The organism is Streptomyces sp. NPDC003023, from assembly GCF_042888225.1.
GTDB lineage: Bacteria > Actinomycetota > Actinomycetes > Streptomycetales > Streptomycetaceae > Streptomyces.
The window spans coordinates 1,327,581-1,345,642 of the sequence record NZ_JBIAPL010000001.1; the positions used below are offsets into that span (position 1 = coordinate 1,327,581).

The window sequence follows — 18,062 nt, forward strand, 5'->3', positions numbered from 1 at the left end:
CGCCATGGCACTGCCCACCGGTGTCGTACCGGCACCCGCCCGCGAGGGCGTGGCGCCACCGCGCCCGCATCAGCGGATCCTGGCGCAGGCGGCGCTGGCCGACCTCGCCGAGGTGCCGGCCCGCAGCCGCTGGGTGCGCAACGGCTGCGTACGCCTTCATGTGCTCGACTACGGCGGGGACGGCGTCCCCCTGCTCGTCCTCCCGGGCATCACCAGCCCGGCGGTGACCATGGACTTCGTCGCCCGTGAACTGACCGACCTGGTGCGCCCGGTGGTGCTGGACATCCGCGGACGCGGTCTGAGCGACGACGCCGACGACCACGGTCTCGAGGCCCTCGCCGCCGATGCCGAGGCCGTCGTCGAGCAGCTGGAGCTGGTCCGCCCCGTGCTGTTCGGGCACTCCATGGGGGCCCGCATCGCCGCCGCCGCGGCGGTGCGCGGCCGCGTCCGGCTCGGTGGGACCGTGCTCGTCGACCCGCCGATGAGCGGGCCCGACCGCGGCCCGTACCCGACGACGCTGGCCGCGTTCACCCGGCAGCTGTTGCAGGCGCGGCGCGGCACGACCGCCGACGAGGTGGCCGGGTTCTGGCCGACCTGGCCGCGCCGCGAGCTGGAGATGCGGGCCCGCTGGCTCGCCAGTTGCGGTCTGGAGGCGATCGAGAGCGCACACCACGGCTTCGAGCACGAGGACTTCTTCGACTGGTGGCCGCAGGTGCCGGGCCCCACCACTCTGCTGTACGGGGCGGGCAGCCCGGTCGTCACCGCCGAGGGCGCCGCCGAGGCGGCCGCCGCACATCCAAGTGCGCGAATGGTGCGCGTCCCGGACGCGGGGCACATGGTTTTCTGGGACAATCCGGAGCCGGCCCTGGCGCTGCTGCGCGAAGCACTGACCCGGACCGTGGACGCGACCACCTCACCCGACAGCGGAGTCATGACCTCCTCGTCCCCCACCCCCGACGACGCCGCCGACCTCGCCACGCCCAGGGAACTCACGCGCGCACCCGGCTTCCTGGCCCGGCGGATGTACCAGGCATACCTCGCGGCGTGGCTGCACAGTGTCGACGCTTCGCTGACCGGCCCCCAGTTCGCCGTGCTGCAGATCACCGGCGAGAACCCCGGATCGGACCAGCGGTCCATCGCCGCCCTGGCGGCGCTGGACACGTCCACCATGGCCGATGTGGCCCGCCGCCTGGAGAACCGGGGCCTGCTGGCCCGCACGCCCTCGCCCTCCGACGCCCGACGCAAGATTCTCCACCTCACAGAAGAGGGCCGCGCCGCCGTCCACGAGGCGAATCTGCGGGCCCGCAGGCTCGACGAGGAACTGCTGCGGCCGATCCCGCCGGACCAGCGGGCCCAGGTCCTGGAGCACCTGTCGACGCTTGCCGACCACTGGGAACAGCTCAGTCAGGAGAGCTGACCGCCGCGGGCCCGCCCGCTCCCCGCCCCTTTACGCCCTGCCCTCGACGGCTTCGGCGCCGCGCCCTGCCCCCGCAGCCGGCTCGCCGCGCCGGACGTCCGGCGACGCATGCCTCAAACCATGGAGCATTGCATGACAGACCACCACATAGGTCTCATCGTCCCCAGTTCGAACCTCACCATGGAAACCGAGTTGCCACGCCTGCTGCGGGCCCGCGAGACCGGAGCCCCGGAGGACCGCTTCATCTTCCACAGCAGCCGGATGCGCATGAAGCACGTCACGCCCGAGGAACTGCGGGCGATGAACGCACAGACCGAGCGCGCCGCCACTGAGCTCGCCGACGCCCGTCCGGACGTCGTGGCCACGGCCTGCCTGGTCGCCATCATGGCCCAGGGGCCGGGCCACCACTGCACGGCCGAGGACGAGATCACCGCCGTGCTGCGCGAGCAGGGCGCGCAGGCCCCGGTGGTGTCCAGCGCGGGCGCCCTGCTCGACGGCATCGCGGCCCTCGGCGCGAAGAAGGTCGCCATCGTCACGCCGTACATGAAGCCGCTCACACGGCTGGTGGCCGAGTACATCGAGGACGCGGGCGTCGAGGTCGTGGACGCACTCAGTCTGGAGGTGCCCGACAACCTGGCGGTCGCCCGGCTCGACCCCGAGGACCTGCGCGTGCACCACAAGCGGCTGAAACTCGGCGACGCGGACGCCCTGGTGCTGTCGGCGTGTGTGCAGATGCCGTCACTGCCGGCGATCGGGCCGGTCGAGGAGGAGCTGGGACTGCCGGTGCTTTCGGCGGCGACCGCCACGGCCTTCCGCGTCCTGACCGAACTGGGTCTGCCGCCACGCGTACCGGGCGCGGGTCGCCTGCTGTCCGGAACAGAGGTCGGCGCGCCCGGCGAGTGAGCTGCGCCGTGGCGACCGGGGCCGGCCGGGCTCCGGTCGGTCCGTGACGAGCTGCTGACTCTGCATCCGCAGACGGTGGTGCGCACCGGTCACGGCGAGTCCACATCCATCGGCGATCTGACCCCGTCGGCCGGGGTCACCCGGGCACGCATCGGCAGCGGCGACAGAAAGGCACACGCCAGACCATGAGCACCTTGGAAGACCCGACGGACGACCGTCTGGAGGTCACCCCGCCGAAGACCTGGGCGACCGGGGCCCCTGCGGTGGCACACGCGATCCAGTACTCCCTGGGCCAGATGTCGGTACGCCGGACGGCATTGACCCTGCTGAGCGTCAACCAGACCAAGGGCTTCGACTGCCCGGGCTGCGCCTGGCCGGACCCGGAGTCCGGCCGACGGCACAGGAACGAGTACTGCGAGAACGGTGCCAAGCACGTGGCCGACGAGGCCACCTCGCGCCGGGTCACCGCCGGCTTCTTCCGCGAGCATTCGATCGCGCAACTGGGCCGGAAGTCCGATTACTGGCTCAACCAGCAGGGCCGCCTGACCGAACCCATGGTCAAGCACCCCGGCTCGGACCACTACGAACCGATCGGCTGGGACGAGGCGTTCGCCCTGCTGGCCGACGAGCTGAACCGGCTCGACTCGCCCGACGAGGCACTCTTCTACACCTCAGGCCGGCTCGGCAACGAGGCCGCGTTCCTCCTGCAGTTGTTCGCCCGCGCGTACGGCACCAACAACCTGCCCGACTGCTCCAACCTGTGCCACGAGTCGAGCGGCGCCGCGTTGCTCGAGACGCTGGGCACCGGCAAGGGCAGCGTGAGCCTGGACGACATCCACGACGCCGACCTGATCTTCGTCGTGGGCCAGAACCCGGGCACCAACCACCCTCGGATGCTCTCCGCGCTGGAGGAGACCAAGCGTCGCGGCGGCCGCGTCGTCGCGGTGAACCCGCTGCCCGAGGCCGGGCTGATCCGGTTCAAGCACCCGCAGAAGGCGCGTGGTGTGATCGGCCGCGGCACCCCCCTCGCCGACCGGTTCCTGCAGATCCGCCCCGGTGGCGATCTCGCGCTCTTCCAGGCGCTGAACCTGCTGCTGCTGGAGGCCGAGGACGCCCGGCCCGGCACTGTGGTGGATCGCGGGTTCGTCGAGACGCATACCGCCGGGTTCGACGACTTCGCCGAGCACGTCCGAAAGGTCTCCTGGGACGACATCCTCACCGCCACCGGGCTGACCCGCGCAGAGATCGAGGCGGTGAGCAGCCTGGTCCTGTCGAGCGAGAAGGTGGTCGTCTGCTGGGCGATGGGACTGACCCAGCACAAGCACGGCGTTCCGACCATCCGCGAGATCGTCAACCTCCTCCTGCTGCGCGGCAGTATCGGCAAGCCCGGCGCGGGCGTCTGCCCCGTGCGGGGCCACAGCAACGTCCAGGGTGACCGCACCATGGGCATCTGGGAGAAGGCGCCGCAGGAGTTCCTGGACGCGCTGGGGCGCGAGTTCGCCTTCAGCCCGCCCGCCAGGCACGGCTGGGACGCGGTCGACTCCATCCGGGCCATGCGTGACGGCAGGGCGAAGTTCTTCCTCGGCGTGGCCGGCAACTTCGTACGGGCCACACCCGACAGTGAGGTCACCGAGCAGGCGATGCGACGGTGCCGGCTCACCGCGCACATCTCGACCAAGCTGAACCGCTCCCACACCGTCTGCGGCGAGACGGCGCTGATCCTTCCGACCCTGGGGCGCAGCGACAAGGACGTCCAGGCCGGCGGGGAGCAGTTCGTCACGGTCGAAAACTCGATGAGCCAGGTCCACGCCTCCCGAGGCCGTCTCGAGCCGGCCTCCGACAAGCTGCTCAGCGAGGTGGCCATCCTCTGCCGGCTGGCCCGCCGGACCCTCGGCGAGACGCCGCCCGTCCCCTGGGAGGCGTTCGAGGCGGACTACGGAACGATCCGAGACCGGATCTCGCGGGTCGTGCCGGGCTTCGAGGACTTCAACACGCGCGTGGCGGAGCCGGGCGGCTTCCACCTGCCGAACCCCGTCAACGAAGGGGTCTTTCCCACCCCGAGGGGGAAGGCGGTGTTCACCTGCAACGAGTTCGAGATGCTGCGCCCGCCCCTGGGGCACCTCGTGCTGCAGACCCTGCGCTCCCACGATCAGTGGAACACGGTCCCGTACGCGATGAACGACCGCTACCGGGGCATCCGCAACGCCCGCCGGGTCGTGCTCGTGAACCCGCTCGACATCGATGCGCTCCGGCTCACCGACCGCGAACGAGTGGATCTGGTAAGCGTGTGGCGGGACGGGGCGGAACGCCGCGCGCGGGACTTTTGGCTCGTCTCCTACCCGACGCCACGCGGCTTCGCCGCCGCCTACTACCCGGAGACCAACGTCCTGGTGCCGCTGGACAGCGTGGCCGACATCAGCAACACGCCCACTTTCAAAGGTGTCGTGATCCGGCTGGAACCCTGCGACGGCCGGGCCTGAAGCGACACTCCCGGACATCCGGGCGGCGGCCGTCCGCGGCGCCGCGTTGGGGCAGTCGAACGACGAGGAAGGACGGGCATGGGCCGAGCAACCGTACGGCGGCGGGTACTACGGCTGAGGGAGGGGGCGCCGTCGCACCGCCCGGACACCCTCGCGGCCGAGGAGCCGATGGAGATCCGGGTCGGCGGGCGTCCGCTCACCGTGACCATGCGCACCCCGGGCAGCGACTTCGACCTCGCGGCCGGTTTCCTGGTGAGCGAAGGCGTGATCCGGGCGGCCGGCGACGTGAGCGGCATCCGCTACTGCGCGGGCGCCACGTCGGACGGCGGGAACAGCTACAACGTGGTGGACGTCGGTCTGTCCCCCGGTGTCGCGGCCCCCGCAGCATCGCTCGAACGGAACTTCTACACCACGTCGTCGTGCGGGCTGTGTGGTAAGGCGAGCCTGGACGCGGTACGCACCTCGGCGGCATGGACCGTCGCCGACGACCCGCTGCGCGTCGGCCCGGAGGTGCTGACCGCCTTTCCCGACCGGCTGCGGGCGGCCCAGCGAGTATTCGACAGCACCGGCGGCCTGCACGCCGCCGGCCTCTTCACCGCCGACGGCGGCCTGCTGTGCGTGCGGGAGGACGTGGGTCGGCACAACGCGGTGGACAAGGTCATCGGCCACGCGCTGCGGTCGGGTCTGCTGCCGCTGCGCGCGACGGTGTTGATGGTCAGCGGCCGGGCTTCCTTCGAGCTGGTGCAGAAGGCGGTGATGGCAGGGATCCCGCTGCTGGCGGCGGTGTCCGCGCCGTCGTCGCTGGCGGTGGACCTCGCCGCGGAGAGCGGACTGACTCTGGTCGGCTTCCTGCGTGGCCGTTCGATGAACGTCTACAGCGGGGCCGAGCGGCTGCGACCGCTGCAGGTGGGCTGACCGCCTCGGCGGGGTCGGACGGCGGGGCGACCACCTCACGGGGGCGAACCGCACGGCGGCGGCCGCCGTGCGCATCCCCTGGGGCTGGAACAGAGACCGGGGATCTCGCTCACCGTGCTCGAGCACCACGACGACGAGTTGAGGGCCCGTTTCAGTGACGGCACGGTGGACGCCTCAGGGCCGCTCCTCGCCGCCCTCGCGCGCGACCACGACGTCAGCCGCGGCGCAATCCGTACCGCCGTCGCCGGCCCTCTGCCCGAGCACACCGCCGAGGGCCAGGAGGAGGTCCCGGCCTTGGAGCTGCCGGTCACCCTCGACATCCCGGGCAAGGTCGCCGACTTCCTCCGCGCCACCGAACTGGAGCCCGACGAACGAGCCCCGCGGGACCAGGGCGTCACCGTACGGCGCGGCCGGGGCGGCACCCCGCGCGTCAGCGACGTCCCCGCCGTGCACAGAGGGCTCCTCGCCGGCTGCCGGCCGCTCGACGGCAGACAGGACCTTCCCGCGGTCCCGACCCAGCGCGAGGCCCGCCCCGACCACGAGAACAGGGTCAGCGCCCTCACACCCTGAACAAGATCGTTCTCATCGATAACCGCTGTACCGATGTTCCCCGAGGCCCGCCTACCGGGCGTCGACCGCCGCCGTGTACCCGAAGGCTGAGACGGCCTTGTAGTACGTCCACGCCGTCGAGTTGCACGCGGTGCGTGTGGCACCGGAGTACCGGGCGCACACCCGCTTCAGGTCCTCGTAGAACGCCGAGTCCAGTCTGGACTTGTTGGCGTCGAAGCGGCCGACCGCCTTGTAGTTCCGATAGCCGAAGTCATGGCGTGCGCATGACATCTTGAAGGGAAAGCCGAACGGGTTGTCCGGCGACGTGGAGCAGTAGTCCGTGGACCAGTTGAAGCCGTAGGCGCTCCAGGCGCCCTGGTTGGCCCGGGCGGCGGCCCAGGCGTTGTAACTGGACGCGCTGGTCTGTGTCCAGGAGCTCAGTACCTGGAGCTTGTCGGCGGGCGCGGCGGTTGCCGAGCCCGCCGGTATCAGGGCGGCGGGCAGTGCCAGCACGGCCGAGGCGAGCGGGAGGGCTAAACGGCGACGCATGCGGAACCTCCATGTGGACAACGGGGGTTGGTGCGCCACGTGGCCTGTCCACGGGCATCCTCAGAGTCCCGCTTTACGCGCGTCCTGCACAGGGTTTGCGCTCGGTGCAACCGATGAATTCTTGGCGTACTGCAGCGCCGCGCGAGCGCCCCTCGCCCCGCCGCGCATGCGTCCGGCGGGGGAGGGGGCTCGGCTACCGCACGTGAGCCACCCGGAACCGGATGCCCGCGCCGTCCAGCCGCGCCAGCAGCGCGTCGCCCATCGCCACCACGGGCGTCACCTGGCCCGAGGTCCTGGGCAGCGCGTCGTCCGCCAGGCACATCGCAGACTCCGCCAGGATCTTCGCCGTCTCGTCGTAACCCGGGTCCCCGCCCGTCACTTCGGTCAGGACCCGGCGACCGCCGCCCTCGCCGACGAAACGGACCGAGAACCAGCTCTCCGCGCGGCGCTTCGCGCTCGGGCCGTCCCCTGGGGCGTAACGGTCCATCAGCCACCGGCGGGCGGCGGGAATCTGGGCGACGGCGAAACCCGCGCCGACGGCCGCGGGGCCGCCGAGCGCCATCGGCAGGGTCCTGACCGCCGCATAGTGGCGGTAGCGGAAGTCCGGGCCGTACCGCTCGAGCGCACGGGCCGAACGGGCCACGATCTGCGGGTCGATCGTGGGCAGCGGCAGCGCCCAGGCACCCGTCTCCGGGCTGAAGCGCGGCCCGCCGAGGGGCGACCGGGCGCGGCGGCCGACGAGACGGGGCTCGTGCAGCCGGCGCTCCCGCGCGGCGCGCAGCGACTCGCGCCCCCGCCCCATCGCGTTCAGCGCAGAGGCCAGCGTCCCGCCGGAGAACATGGCGTTGGAGCGGACGAAACCGTCGACGGTGAGCGGCACGCCCTCCGGCAGTTGCCGGACGGTGAAGTACGCGCCCAGGTCGTGCGGCACCGAGTCGAACCCGCAGGCGTGCACGAGCCGCGCGCCGGTCTCGCGTGCGCGCGCGTCGTGCCGTACGTACATCAGGTCGACGAACTCGGGCTCACCCGTCAGGTCGAGGTAGTCGGTGCCGGCGTCGGCGCACGCGGCGACCAGGTTCTCGCCGTACCAGACATAGGGGCCGACGGTCGTCGCGACGACCCGCGCGGACCCGGCGAGCTCCCGCATCGACCCGGCGTCGGAGGCGTCGGCCTCGACAAGAGGGAGGGACGCGCACGCGGGGTCGACGACCGCCAGCTGCTCCCTCAGATGCTCCAGCTTCTCGCGGCTGCGCCCGGCGAGCGCCCACCGGACGTTCTCAGGCGCGTGCCGCGCGAGGTACTCGGCGGTGAGCGCACCGACGAATCCTGTCGCTCCGAAGAGCACGATGTCGTACGGGCGCTGTGCGCGATCCGTCCCGTTCTGGCTGTTCACTGGCTCCTCCGCCGCTACGCCACGCCGATGTCGGTGGCTGAGGCTAGCGCGCGATCGGGCCGTGCAGAAGATCCGTTTCCCATCGTCGGCGCGGGTCGGCGGCCGGGCGGCCCGACACGTCTAAGCGCTTGCTCGGCCGAAACCCTTGTGCGGGCACGGGCGCGTTCTTATCATCACTGGTGTTACATCATTAGTGTCAAAGTGCTGGGGGCTGGATGACAGCGTCAGGGAACGGCCCGCTGGCCGGGGTGCGCGTGGTGGAACTGGCCGGCATCGGGCCCGGCCCGTTCGCCGCGATGCTCCTCGGCGACCTCGGGGCCGACGTCGTGCGGATCGACCGTCCCGGCGGCGCCGGGCTCGCCATCGACCCGGCGTACGACCTCACCAACCGCAACAAGCGCTCGGTCCTGATCGACCTCAAGTCCCAGGAGGGCCCCGCCCAGGTCTTGGACCTGGTCGAACGCGCCGACGTACTGATCGAGGGGTACCGGCCCGGCGTCGCCGAGCGGCTCGGCGTCGGCCCCGACGAGTGCCTCGCCCGCAACCCGCGCCTGGTCTACGGGCGGATGACCGGCTGGGGCCAGCAGGGGCCGCTCGCCGACCGGGCCGGGCACGACATCTCGTACATCGCGCCGACCGGCACGCTCTCCATGATCGGCAAGGCCGGGGAGCCGCCCGTCGTCCCCGCCAACCTCGTGGGCGACTACGCGGGCGGATCGCTCTACCTCGTCATCGGTGTGCTCGCGGCCCTCCAGCACGCCCGCGGCGACGGCGGCACCGGACAGGTCGTCGACGCGGCCATCGTGGACGGCGCGGCGCACCTCGCCACGATGATCCACGGGATGATGGCGGCCGGCGGCTGGCAGGACCGGCGCGGCGCGAACCTCCTCGACGGCGGCTGCCCCTTCTACGGCACGTACGAGACCTCCGACGGCGAGTACATGGCGGTCGGCGCCCTGGAGCAGCAGTTCTACGACCGGTTCGTCGAACTGCTCGGCATCAGGGACGATCTCCCCGCCCGCAAGGACTTCGCCCGCTGGGACGAACTGCGCCAAGCGGTCGCCGACCGGTTCAAGTCCCGGACGCGCGCCGAGTGGACGGCCCTCTTCGAGGGCTCCGACGCCTGCGTGGCACCCGTGCTCTCGCTGCGCGAGGCCCCCGCCCATCCGCATCTCGCCGCCCGCGGGACATTCCTCGACCACGGCGGCATCACCCAGCCCGCGCCGGCGCCCCGCTTCTCCGCCACCCCCGGAGCCGTGACCCGGGGCCCCGCCATGCCCGGCGCGGACACCGCGGAGGTCGCCCGCGACTGGGACGTCGAGCTGTCCGCTCCGAAGGAGAACCGTTGAAGCGCCAGATCTTCACCGCCGAGCACGAGGCGTTCCGTGAGACCGTCCGCACTTTCCTCACCAAGGAGGTGCGGCCGCACTACGAGCAGTGGGAGAAGGACGGCATCGTCAGCCGGGAGGTCTGGCTGGCGGCGGGCCGTCAGGGCCTGCTCGGCCTCGCCGTCCCCGAGGAGTACGGGGGCGGCGGCAACGGCGACTTCCGGTACGCGGCCGTGCTGCACGAGGAGTTCACCCGGGCAGGTGCGCCGGGCCTGGCCATCGGTCTGCACAACGACATCATCGGCCCCTACCTGACGTCGCTCGCCACCGACGAGCAGAAGCGGCGCTGGCTGCCCGGCTTCTGCAGCGGCGAGACCATCACCGCCGTCGCGATGACCGAGCCGGGTGCCGGCTCCGACCTCCAGGGCATCCGCACCACCGCCGAGGACCGTGGCGACCACTGGATCCTCAACGGCTCCAAGACCTTCATCTCCAACGGCATCCTCGCCGACCTGGTCGTCGTCGTCGCCAGGACGACTCCCGAGGGCGGTGCCCACGGACTGTCGCTGCTGGTCGTCGAGCGAGGCATGGAGGGCTTCGAGCGCGGCCGCAACCTCGACAAGATCGGCCAGAAGTCCCAGGACACCGCCGAGCTGTTCTTCAACGACGTCCGCGTCCCCAAGGAGAACCTGCTCGGCGAACTCAACGGCGCGTTCATCCACCTGATGACGAACCTCGCGCAGGAGCGGATGGCGATCGCCGTCGCGGGGATCGCCGCCGCCGAGCACCTGCTGGAGATCACCACCGAGTACGTGAAGGAGCGCGAGGCGTTCGGCCGGCCGCTCGCGAAGCTGCAGCACATCCGCTTCGAGATCGCCGAGCTGGCCACCGAGTGCGCCGTCACCCGTGCCTTCCTCGACCGCTGCATCGAGGACCACGCCAAGGGCGAACTGGACGCCGTCCACGCCTCCATGGCCAAGTGGTGGGCCACCGAACTCCAGAAGCGCGCCGCCGACCGCTGCCTCCAGCTCCACGGCGGGTACGGCTACATGAACGAGTACCGCGTCGCCCGGGCATTCACCGACGGACGCATCCAGACCATCTACGGCGGCACGACCGAGATCATGAAAGAGATCATCGGCCGTTCCCTGCTGGACCAACCCTCCCGAAAGGCCTGACTGGTGAGCACCGAAGCGTACGTGTACGACGCGATCCGCACCCCGCGCGGGCGCGGCAAGGCGAACGGCGCCCTGCACGGCACCAAGCCGATCGACCTCGTCGTCGGACTGATCCACGAGATCCGGAACCGCTTCCCCGGCCTGGACCCGGCCGCGATCGACGACATCGTCCTGGGCGTCGTCGGCCCGGTCGGCGACCAGGGCTCCGACATCGCCCGGATCGCGGCCATCGCGGCAGGACTGCCCGACACCGTCGCCGGCGTGCAGGAGAACCGCTTCTGTGCCTCCGGCCTGGAGGCGGTCAACATGGCGGCCATGAAGGTCCGTTCCGGCTGGGAGGACCTCGTCCTGGCCGGTGGCGTCGAGTCGATGTCCCGTGTGCCCATGGCCTCCGACGGCGGTGCCTGGTTCGCCGACCCGATGACCAACTTCGAGACGAACTTCGTCCCGCAGGGCATCGGCGCCGACCTGATCGCCACCCTCGGCGGCTGGTCGCGCCGCGACGTCGACGAGTACGCGGCGATGTCGCAGGAGCGTGCCGCCGCCGCGTGGAAGGACGGCCGCTTCGAGCGCTCCGTCGTCCCCGTGCGCGACCGCAACGGTCTCGTCGTCCTCGACCACGACGAGCACATGCGGCCCGGCACCACCGCCGACTCCCTCGCCTCCCTCAAGCCCTCGTTCGCGGGCATCGGCGACCTCGGCGGCTTCGACGTAGTCGCCCTGCAGAAGTACCACTGGGTCGAGAAGATCGACCATGTCCACCACGCCGGCAACTCCTCGGGCATCGTCGACGGCGCGGCGCTCGTCGCCATCGGCTCCAAGGAGGTCGGCGACCGCCACGGCCTGACCCCGCGCGCCCGGATCGTCTCCGCCGCCGTCTCCGGCTCGGAACCGACCATCATGCTCACCGGCCCCGCCCCCGCCACCCGCAAGGCACTCGCCAAGGCCGGGCTGACGATCGACGACATCGACCTCGTCGAGATCAACGAGGCGTTCGCCGGCGTCGTCCTGCGCTTCGCGCAGGACATGAACCTGTCCCTCGACAAGGTCAACGTCAACGGCGGCGCGATCGCCATGGGCCACCCGCTCGGCGCGACCGGCGCGATGATCCTCGGCACCCTCATCGACGAACTGGAGCGCCAGGACAAGAGGTACGGCCTCGCCACCCTGTGCGTGGGCGGCGGCATGGGCATCGCCACCGTCGTCGAGCGTCTCTGACACCCGTCCTCTTCCGCCCTCCCGCCTTACGGAGCAGCCACCACCATGAGCGAGTCCACCACCATCCGCTGGGAACAGGACGAGACCGGGATCGTCACGCTCGTCCTCGACGACCCGAACCAGTCCGCCAACACCATGAACCAGGCCTTCAAGGCCTCGATCGCCGCGATCGCCGACCGGGTGGAGGCCGAACAGGACACCATCCGCGGCATCGTCTTCACCTCCGCCAAGAAGACGTTCTTCGCGGGCGGCGACCTCAAGGAGATGATCCAGGCCGGTCCTGACGACGCGCAGTCCGTCTTCGAGGCCGGCATGGGCATCAAGCGCGCCCTCCGCCGTATCGAGACCATCGGCAAGCCCGTCGTCGCCGCCATCAACGGCGCGGCCCTCGGCGGTGGTTACGAGATCGCCCTCGCCTGCCACCACCGCATCGCCCTCGACGCGCCCGGCTCCAAGATCGGCCTGCCCGAGGTCACCCTCGGCCTGCTCCCGGCGGGCGGCGGCGTCACCCGCACCGTACGCCTCATGGGCATCGCCGACGCCCTGCTGAAGGTGCTGCTCCAGGGCACGCAGTACAGCCCCGCACGGGCGCTGGAGAACGGCCTGATCCATGAAGTGGCCGCGACCGAGGAGGAGATGCTCGCGAAGGCCCGCGCCTTCATCGACGCCAACCCCGCCTCGCAGCAGCCGTGGGACGTCAAGGGCTACAAGATCCCCGGCGGCACCCCGTCCAACCCCAAGTTCGCCGCCAACCTCCCGGCGTTTCCCGCAAACCTGCGCAAGCAGACCGCGGGCGCGCCCTACCCGGCGCCGCGCAACATCCTCGCGGCCGCCGTCGAGGGCTCGCAGGTCGACTTCGAGAACGCACAGGTCATCGAGGCCCGCTACTTCACCGAGCTGGTCACCGGCGCGATCGCGAAGAACATGATGCAGGCGTTCTTCTTCGACCTCCAGGCCGTCAACGCCGGCCGCAGCCGCCCCCAGGGCATCGAGCCGCGGCCCGTGCGCAAGGTGGCCGTCCTCGGCGCCGGCATGATGGGCGCCGGCATCGCCTACTCCTGCGCCCGTGCCGGGATCGACGTCGTCCTCAAGGACGTCACCGCGGAGGCCGCGGACAAGGGCAGGGCGTACTCCGAGAAGCTGTGCGCCAAGGCCGTCTCGCGGGGGCGCACCACCCAGGCCAAGGCCGACGCGCTGCTCGCCCGCATCACATCGACGGCGGACGCCGCCGACCTCGCGGGCTGCGACGCGGTGATCGAGGCCGTCTTCGAGGACACCGCCCTCAAGCACAAGGTCTTCCAGGAGATCCAGGACGTCGTGGAGCCCGACGCCCTGCTCTGCTCCAACACGTCCACCCTCCCCATCACCGCCCTGGCCGAAGGCGTCTCACGGCCCGACGACTTCATCGGGCTGCACTTCTTCTCGCCCGTCGACAAGATGCCGCTGGTGGAGATCATCAAGGGCGAGCGCACCGGTGAGAGCGCACTGGCCCGCGCCTTCGACCTGGTCCGGCAGATCAACAAGACCCCGATCGTGGTCAATGACTCCCGCGGCTTCTTCACCTCCCGCGTCATCGGCCAGTTCATCAACGAGGGCGTGGCGATGGTCGGCGAGGGCGTCGACCCCGCCTCCGTCGAGCAGGCGGCCGCACAGGCCGGATACCCGGCGAAGGTGCTCTCCCTGATGGACGAGCTGACCCTCACCCTGCCGCGGAAGATCCGGAACGAGACGAAGCGGGCGATCGAGGAGGCGGGCGGCACCTGGGCGGGCCACCCCTCCGACACGGTGATCGACCGGATGGTCGACGAGTTCGACCGCCCAGGCCGCAGCGGCGGCGCCGGCTTCTACGACTACGACGAGGACGGCAAGCGCGCCGGCCTGTGGCCGGGCCTGCGCGAGCACTTCACGCGCGAGGACGCCGACGTGCCCTTCGAGGACATGAAGGAGCGGATGCTCTTCTCCGAGGCGCTGGACTCCGTCCGCTGCCTCGAGGAGAACGTCCTGATCACCGTGGCCGACGCCAACATCGGCTCCATCATGGGCATCGGCTTCCCCGCCTGGACAGGTGGCGTGCTCCAGTACATCAACGGCTACGAGGGCGGACTGCCCGGCTTCGTGGCCCGCGCCCGCGAACTGGCCGAGCGCTACGGCGACCGCTTCCTGCCGCCGGCGCTGCTCGTGGAGAAGGCCGAGCGCGGCGAGGTCTTCACCGACGTGTGACGCACCGCCAGGACGGCGGCGGCTACCGGCTCACCCGGTAGCTGCCGCCGTCCCGCGTCCGGGTCAGCAGCCCGGCGACCACCAGATGGCGGCGCAGCGCCGCGCAGTCGTCGTGCACGGTGAGCAGCGCGTCGTTGACCTCTCCCTCCGTGTAGTCGCGGTCCGGCTGGAAGAGCGTCTGTGCGAGGTGCGCGAGCAACTGCTCGCGGCGGGCCGGCTTACGGGGGATCGCCGTGAGCCGCCCCTGTGAGAAGAGGGCGTGGACGCCGCGCGCGGTACCGGTTCCTTGATCGGACATGGCGGGAAGCCTCGCGCACCACCCCGCCCGGGGCAACGCATTTACCTCTCGCCGGTGAACGCCGTCCGCAGCTCCTCCCGCAGGGACCGCTGGAAGGCCGTCACCAGGGCCTGGATCACCATGGGCTGCATATGGGCGGACAGCGACTTCATCGCCGCCACATGGTCCGGATCCGACTCGCGCTCGCGGTACGGCTCCCAGACCTCCTCACGGAAGAGGCGGCTCAGGTCCTGCGCCGCGGCCCGAGCGTGCTCCAGCAGCACGGTGCGGGACGCCAGGATCGTCTCGTGGGCGATCGGTACGTCCAGCAGCTCCACACCGAGCCGCAGCAGACCGCCGTCCAGGCGGTACGACTGTGCTCCGGCCCGGTCCAGCACACCCATAGCGGCCAGCCGTTCCACATCCTGGTCCGTCAGCGGCCGGCCGGCCCTGCGCTCCAGTTCCTGACGGCCGACCTCCTCCGCCGACTCCGGGGCCCACGAGGCGACCAGCGCACGGTGGATCGCCAGATCCTGCGCGCTCAGGTCCGGCGGCAGCTGCTCCAGATAGCGCTCGATCGCGGCGAGCGTCATCCCCTGGTGCTGGAGCTCCTCGATCAGCGCCAGCCGCGACAGGTGGTCGGTGCCGTAGTGCCCGACCCGGCGCGGGCCGATCACGGGCGGAGGCAGCAGACCGCGGGTGCTGTAGAACCGGATGGTGCGCACGGTGACCCCGGCGCGCGCGGCCAGTTCGTCGACGGTGAGCGTCGCCTCCTCGGTCTCGGTCGCCATGACTCTCCTTCTGCTGGACCGCTTGGGTTCAACAGTATTGCTGTCTCACCAGTTCTGTGAAAGCCGTGCGCCCCTCGGAATCGTCTCAGGCGCCCTGGAAGCACGTACGGGGCGGGCCCGGAGCCCCGATGGCCCGAGCCCGCCCCGCCGCCCGGTCAGCAGTAGCCGCTGATGGGCCCGTTCACACCGGTCCACATGTACGCGTCGCTCACCCAGGTGCCGTCGGAGAGACGGTTCCACAGAGCGGTGCTGCCGTAGCGTCCGGTGTGCGTGGTGCCGTTGCGGGAGCAGGAGACCGTGACGCCGGTTCCGTCCGCCACCGTTCCGGCGACGGCGTAGCCGGTGCCGGGGCCGGTGCGCTTGTTGAGGGGGACCCCGCTTCCGTTGGTGTCGATGATGCCCTGGTTGAGGCCGAGGGCGCCGTAGTTGTACAGCCGGCCGCCCGCGTACACGCGGCGGCTGCCGTGCAGCGCCGAGCCGCTGTATGCGGTGCTGCCCGCCTGCGGCCGCCAGCGGCCGAGGTCGTGGTCCGCGACCGGGACGTAGGCGCTGTTCTGCCGCAGTGCGAAGTGCACATGGCGGCCGGTGGAGGAGCCACCGCAGGTCACGTCGTTGCCCGTGTAGCCGAGGTAGGCGCCGGCGGCGACCGCGGTGCCGTTGGCGCTGATGTTGCTCCACAGGTGGTAGTAGTCCGTGGCGTAGCCGCGGTCGTGGATGACGCGGATCCAGCCCTTGCACATGGTGTAGGCGGTGCCGCCGCGAGCGGCACGGACGATCTCGTCGCCGCCCGCGAAGTCCACGGAGCTCCACGGCGCACCGGCCCCGGACCAGCCGTGGGGGCCGCTGGTCATCGTCCAGGTCTGGCCGACGGTGAAGGGCAGGGCCATGCCGGTGCGGTAGTCGCCGCCGGCGAGCTGGGTGGTCATGCCGCCCTCGTCCTCGGCAGCGGCGAAGTTGCGCCGCTCGGCGCTCTCCAGGACGGGCTCCGCCTGGGAGGACAGGGCCGCGAAGGCGGGCTCGCCCTCCAGGGCGACCTGCCACGTGCCGTCCTTGCGGTGGGCGAGGAAGAGCCAGCCCTGGGGGAGCTCCTTCGAGCCGGGGGTGGCCAGAACAGCGGTGCCGAAGGCCCAGTCACCGTCCCGGCGCTTGACGGCGACGCGGGGCTCGGTCCTGACGCCGGGCTTCACGGCCGTCTGCGCCTTGCCGTCAAGGCGCTCCTTGACGACGGCGGAAGGTCCGCGGTCGACAGGGGGTTCTGCCGGGGCTGCGCCGGCGGAGGTCGGCATCGCGGTGATGCCGAGCGACAGGGCGGCCGCGAGCGTACAGGTGCGCGCGACGGTTCCCAACCGTCTGAGCATGAGGGCTCCAATCATCCAGGTGGCCTTGTCCACGTGGCCGATATTGCATGTCCGCGACAAGGCAATCCACGCGCGTTGACAGGTTGTTGCCGCAGTACTTGGGCGAACACGAGGTTCCGCGGCCTGGACCCTCGGCCGTGGCGACGCACCGGACCGCGAAGGCGGCCCGCGCTCGTGCAATGGGCAGTCGCGGCCCGATGTCGGTGCCGACTCGTACAGTTGTGCCGTGTCCGAGATCAGGTATGTCCGGGGGGACGCCACCGCGCCGCACGGCAAAGGCGTCAAGCTGATCGTCCATGTGTGCAACGACCTCGGCGGCTGGGGCAAGGGTTTCGTCCTCGCCTTGTCCCGCCGCTGGCCCGAGCCGGAGGCGGCCTACCGCCGCTGGCACCGCGAGCGCGCCCGCAACGACTTCGCGCTGGGCGCGGCCCAGTTCGTCCAGGTGGAGCCGTATCTGTGGGTGGCCAACATCGTGGGTCAGCGCGGCATGCGCACCGGCAGCAAAGGCGTCCCGGTGCGGTACGAGGCGATGGACCAGGGGCTCGCCGCGGTGGCGGACAAGGCGCTGGAGCTGGGCGCGTCCGTCCACATGCCGCGGATCGGCTGCGGTCTCGCGGGCGGCCGGTGGTCGAGGGTCGAGCCGTTGGTGGTCGGTCGGCTCACGGCGCGCGGTATCGACGTGACGGTCTACGACTACGACTGACGGCGACGTCCGGCCGCTGGTGTACGGGCCCGGCATGTCCGACGGCGTTCGACAGGGAGGAAGCGTATGGCGTCGACGACCTACTCATTGGTGAACGGCTGCATGATCGTGGCGACGGAGGGCCGTGGGGCGCCGTCCAGTGCGGTCGCATCGCTGCGGCGCGACCGCGGTTCGGGTACATCCTCCGCACACCCCACGACACGCGAGTTCTCCCTCCGGGCCGGTCGTGACTGGTGCGAGGCGCTGGCCGGGGTGACGACCGAATCCGTCAGCGGAGATCTGACGGTCTACCGCGTCGACGATCCGACGGGGAAAGTCATCGGCTTCATACGGACGCGGCGCGGATCGATTCGCGCGCTGCGTCGCCCCCACTGGACCGTCGAGCCCGTGAACGGCCTTGTGGCCCAGGGGTCGGCAGGGCGGCTTCTCTGGTGGGTCATGTGGTGCACGGCCTTCATGCCGTGGTACTTCGTCGTTCTCCTTGCGGCTCGTGCCGGCCTCGGGGTGGACCAGGTGGCTTGCCCGCGACGGCTGGTGCTTCGGGACGGGTCGGTCCGGCCTCCGCTGGTGTACCGGGGGGTGCTCAACGACTACCGGGCGACGGCCGGTGCCTGGGATCCGCGACTGGTGGCGGCCGTGGTGGGCATCCATCAGACGTACACCGCGGTCGCTGTGAACCGTTCCGTCGGCTGGTACGCCGAGGGCTGACGCCCCGTCGGCCCCCGGTCGTGCGGGGCCGCCGGACGCGGCGAGGGGCGCGACCACCGGCCGGTGGGCACGCCC

At 71.2% G+C, this 18,062-nt stretch carries 16 protein-coding genes; 11 read left to right on the forward strand and 5 right to left on the reverse strand.

Going from position 1 to position 18,062, the window contains the following annotated elements:
- The first annotated feature begins 4 nt into the window (after window positions 1-4).
- From ACFYV1_RS05640 to ACFYV1_RS05660, 5 genes are all read left to right on the forward strand, one after another.
- Window positions 5-1,417 carry an alpha/beta fold hydrolase gene (locus ACFYV1_RS05640; protein WP_389394061.1) on the forward strand — a complete coding sequence of 471 codons (1,413 nt, stop codon included), beginning with the start codon at window positions 5-7 and terminating at the stop codon, window positions 1,415-1,417.
- A 132-nt stretch (window positions 1,418-1,549) separates the two neighbouring features.
- On the forward strand, window positions 1,550-2,320 hold the full coding sequence (locus tag ACFYV1_RS05645; RefSeq protein ID WP_389394062.1) for an aspartate/glutamate racemase family protein: 771 nt from the start codon (window positions 1,550-1,552) through the stop codon (window positions 2,318-2,320).
- A 185-nt stretch (window positions 2,321-2,505) separates the two neighbouring features.
- Complete coding sequence (locus tag ACFYV1_RS05650) at window positions 2,506-4,800, forward strand: FdhF/YdeP family oxidoreductase (protein WP_389394063.1); 2,295 nt, start codon at window positions 2,506-2,508, stop codon at window positions 4,798-4,800.
- Between the two features lie 78 nt (window positions 4,801-4,878).
- A complete protein-coding gene (gene fdhD, locus ACFYV1_RS05655; RefSeq protein ID WP_389394064.1) occupies window positions 4,879-5,715 on the forward strand; it encodes a formate dehydrogenase accessory sulfurtransferase FdhD in 837 nt (278 codons plus the stop codon).
- A gap of 114 nt (window positions 5,716-5,829) precedes the next feature.
- Window positions 5,830-6,285, forward strand: coding sequence for a resolvase (locus tag ACFYV1_RS05660; protein WP_389394065.1), 456 nt, complete (start codon window positions 5,830-5,832; stop codon window positions 6,283-6,285).
- A gap of 51 nt (window positions 6,286-6,336) precedes the next feature.
- Here the strand turns inward: ACFYV1_RS05660 and ACFYV1_RS05665 are convergent, their stop codons facing one another.
- Both ACFYV1_RS05665 and ACFYV1_RS05670 read right to left on the reverse strand, forming a co-directional pair.
- Complete coding sequence (locus ACFYV1_RS05665; RefSeq protein WP_389394066.1) at window positions 6,337-6,813, reverse strand: phospholipase; 477 nt, start codon at window positions 6,811-6,813, stop codon at window positions 6,337-6,339.
- A 193-nt stretch (window positions 6,814-7,006) separates the two neighbouring features.
- Window positions 7,007-8,206: a saccharopine dehydrogenase family protein gene (locus ACFYV1_RS05670; protein WP_389394067.1), complete on the reverse strand. Its 1,200-nt coding sequence runs from the start codon at window positions 8,204-8,206 to the stop codon at window positions 7,007-7,009.
- 215 nt (window positions 8,207-8,421) lie between these two features.
- On the opposite strand from ACFYV1_RS05670, the gene ACFYV1_RS05675 reads away from it, so the two are divergent.
- From ACFYV1_RS05675 to ACFYV1_RS05690, 4 genes are read left to right on the forward strand one after another with little or no spacing between them, the layout of a single operon-like run.
- Window positions 8,422-9,555, forward strand: a complete 1,134-nt coding sequence (locus ACFYV1_RS05675) for a CaiB/BaiF CoA transferase family protein (protein ID WP_389394068.1) — start codon at window positions 8,422-8,424, stop codon at window positions 9,553-9,555.
- Window positions 9,552-10,712, forward strand: coding sequence for an acyl-CoA dehydrogenase family protein (locus tag ACFYV1_RS05680; RefSeq protein ID WP_389394069.1), 1,161 nt, complete (start codon window positions 9,552-9,554; stop codon window positions 10,710-10,712). Before ACFYV1_RS05675 ends, ACFYV1_RS05680 begins: the two co-directional genes overlap by 4 nt.
- A gap of 3 nt (window positions 10,713-10,715) precedes the next feature.
- Window positions 10,716-11,930 carry an acetyl-CoA C-acetyltransferase gene (locus ACFYV1_RS05685; protein WP_389394070.1) on the forward strand — a complete coding sequence of 405 codons (1,215 nt, stop codon included), beginning with the start codon at window positions 10,716-10,718 and terminating at the stop codon, window positions 11,928-11,930.
- A 45-nt stretch (window positions 11,931-11,975) separates the two neighbouring features.
- Window positions 11,976-14,150, forward strand: coding sequence for a 3-hydroxyacyl-CoA dehydrogenase NAD-binding domain-containing protein (locus ACFYV1_RS05690; RefSeq protein WP_389394071.1), 2,175 nt, complete (start codon window positions 11,976-11,978; stop codon window positions 14,148-14,150).
- Between the two features lie 22 nt (window positions 14,151-14,172).
- On the opposite strand, the gene ACFYV1_RS05695 is transcribed toward ACFYV1_RS05690, so the two are convergent.
- From ACFYV1_RS05695 to ACFYV1_RS05705, 3 genes are all read right to left on the reverse strand, one after another.
- The gene (locus ACFYV1_RS05695) at window positions 14,173-14,448 is read right to left on the reverse strand and encodes a DUF2087 domain-containing protein (RefSeq protein WP_389394072.1); all 276 of its coding nucleotides are present in this window, start codon (window positions 14,446-14,448) and stop codon (window positions 14,173-14,175) included.
- A gap of 41 nt (window positions 14,449-14,489) precedes the next feature.
- A complete protein-coding gene (locus tag ACFYV1_RS05700; RefSeq protein WP_389394073.1) occupies window positions 14,490-15,218 on the reverse strand; it encodes a MerR family transcriptional regulator in 729 nt (242 codons plus the stop codon).
- A 155-nt stretch (window positions 15,219-15,373) separates the two neighbouring features.
- Window positions 15,374-16,576 carry a peptidoglycan DD-metalloendopeptidase family protein gene (locus ACFYV1_RS05705; protein ID WP_389394074.1) on the reverse strand — a complete coding sequence of 401 codons (1,203 nt, stop codon included), beginning with the start codon at window positions 16,574-16,576 and terminating at the stop codon, window positions 15,374-15,376.
- Window positions 16,577-16,802: 226 nt separating this feature from the next.
- On the opposite strand from ACFYV1_RS05705, the gene ACFYV1_RS05710 reads away from it, so the two are divergent.
- Together ACFYV1_RS05710 and ACFYV1_RS05715 are read left to right on the forward strand one after the other, a co-directional pair.
- Window positions 16,803-17,279, forward strand: a complete 477-nt coding sequence (locus tag ACFYV1_RS05710; protein WP_389394075.1) for a macro domain-containing protein — start codon at window positions 16,803-16,805, stop codon at window positions 17,277-17,279.
- A gap of 66 nt (window positions 17,280-17,345) precedes the next feature.
- Window positions 17,346-17,987 (forward strand): hypothetical protein, encoded by a 642-nt coding sequence (locus tag ACFYV1_RS05715; RefSeq protein ID WP_389394076.1) that lies wholly within the window; start codon window positions 17,346-17,348, stop codon window positions 17,985-17,987.
- The last annotated feature ends 75 nt before the right edge of the window (window positions 17,988-18,062 follow it).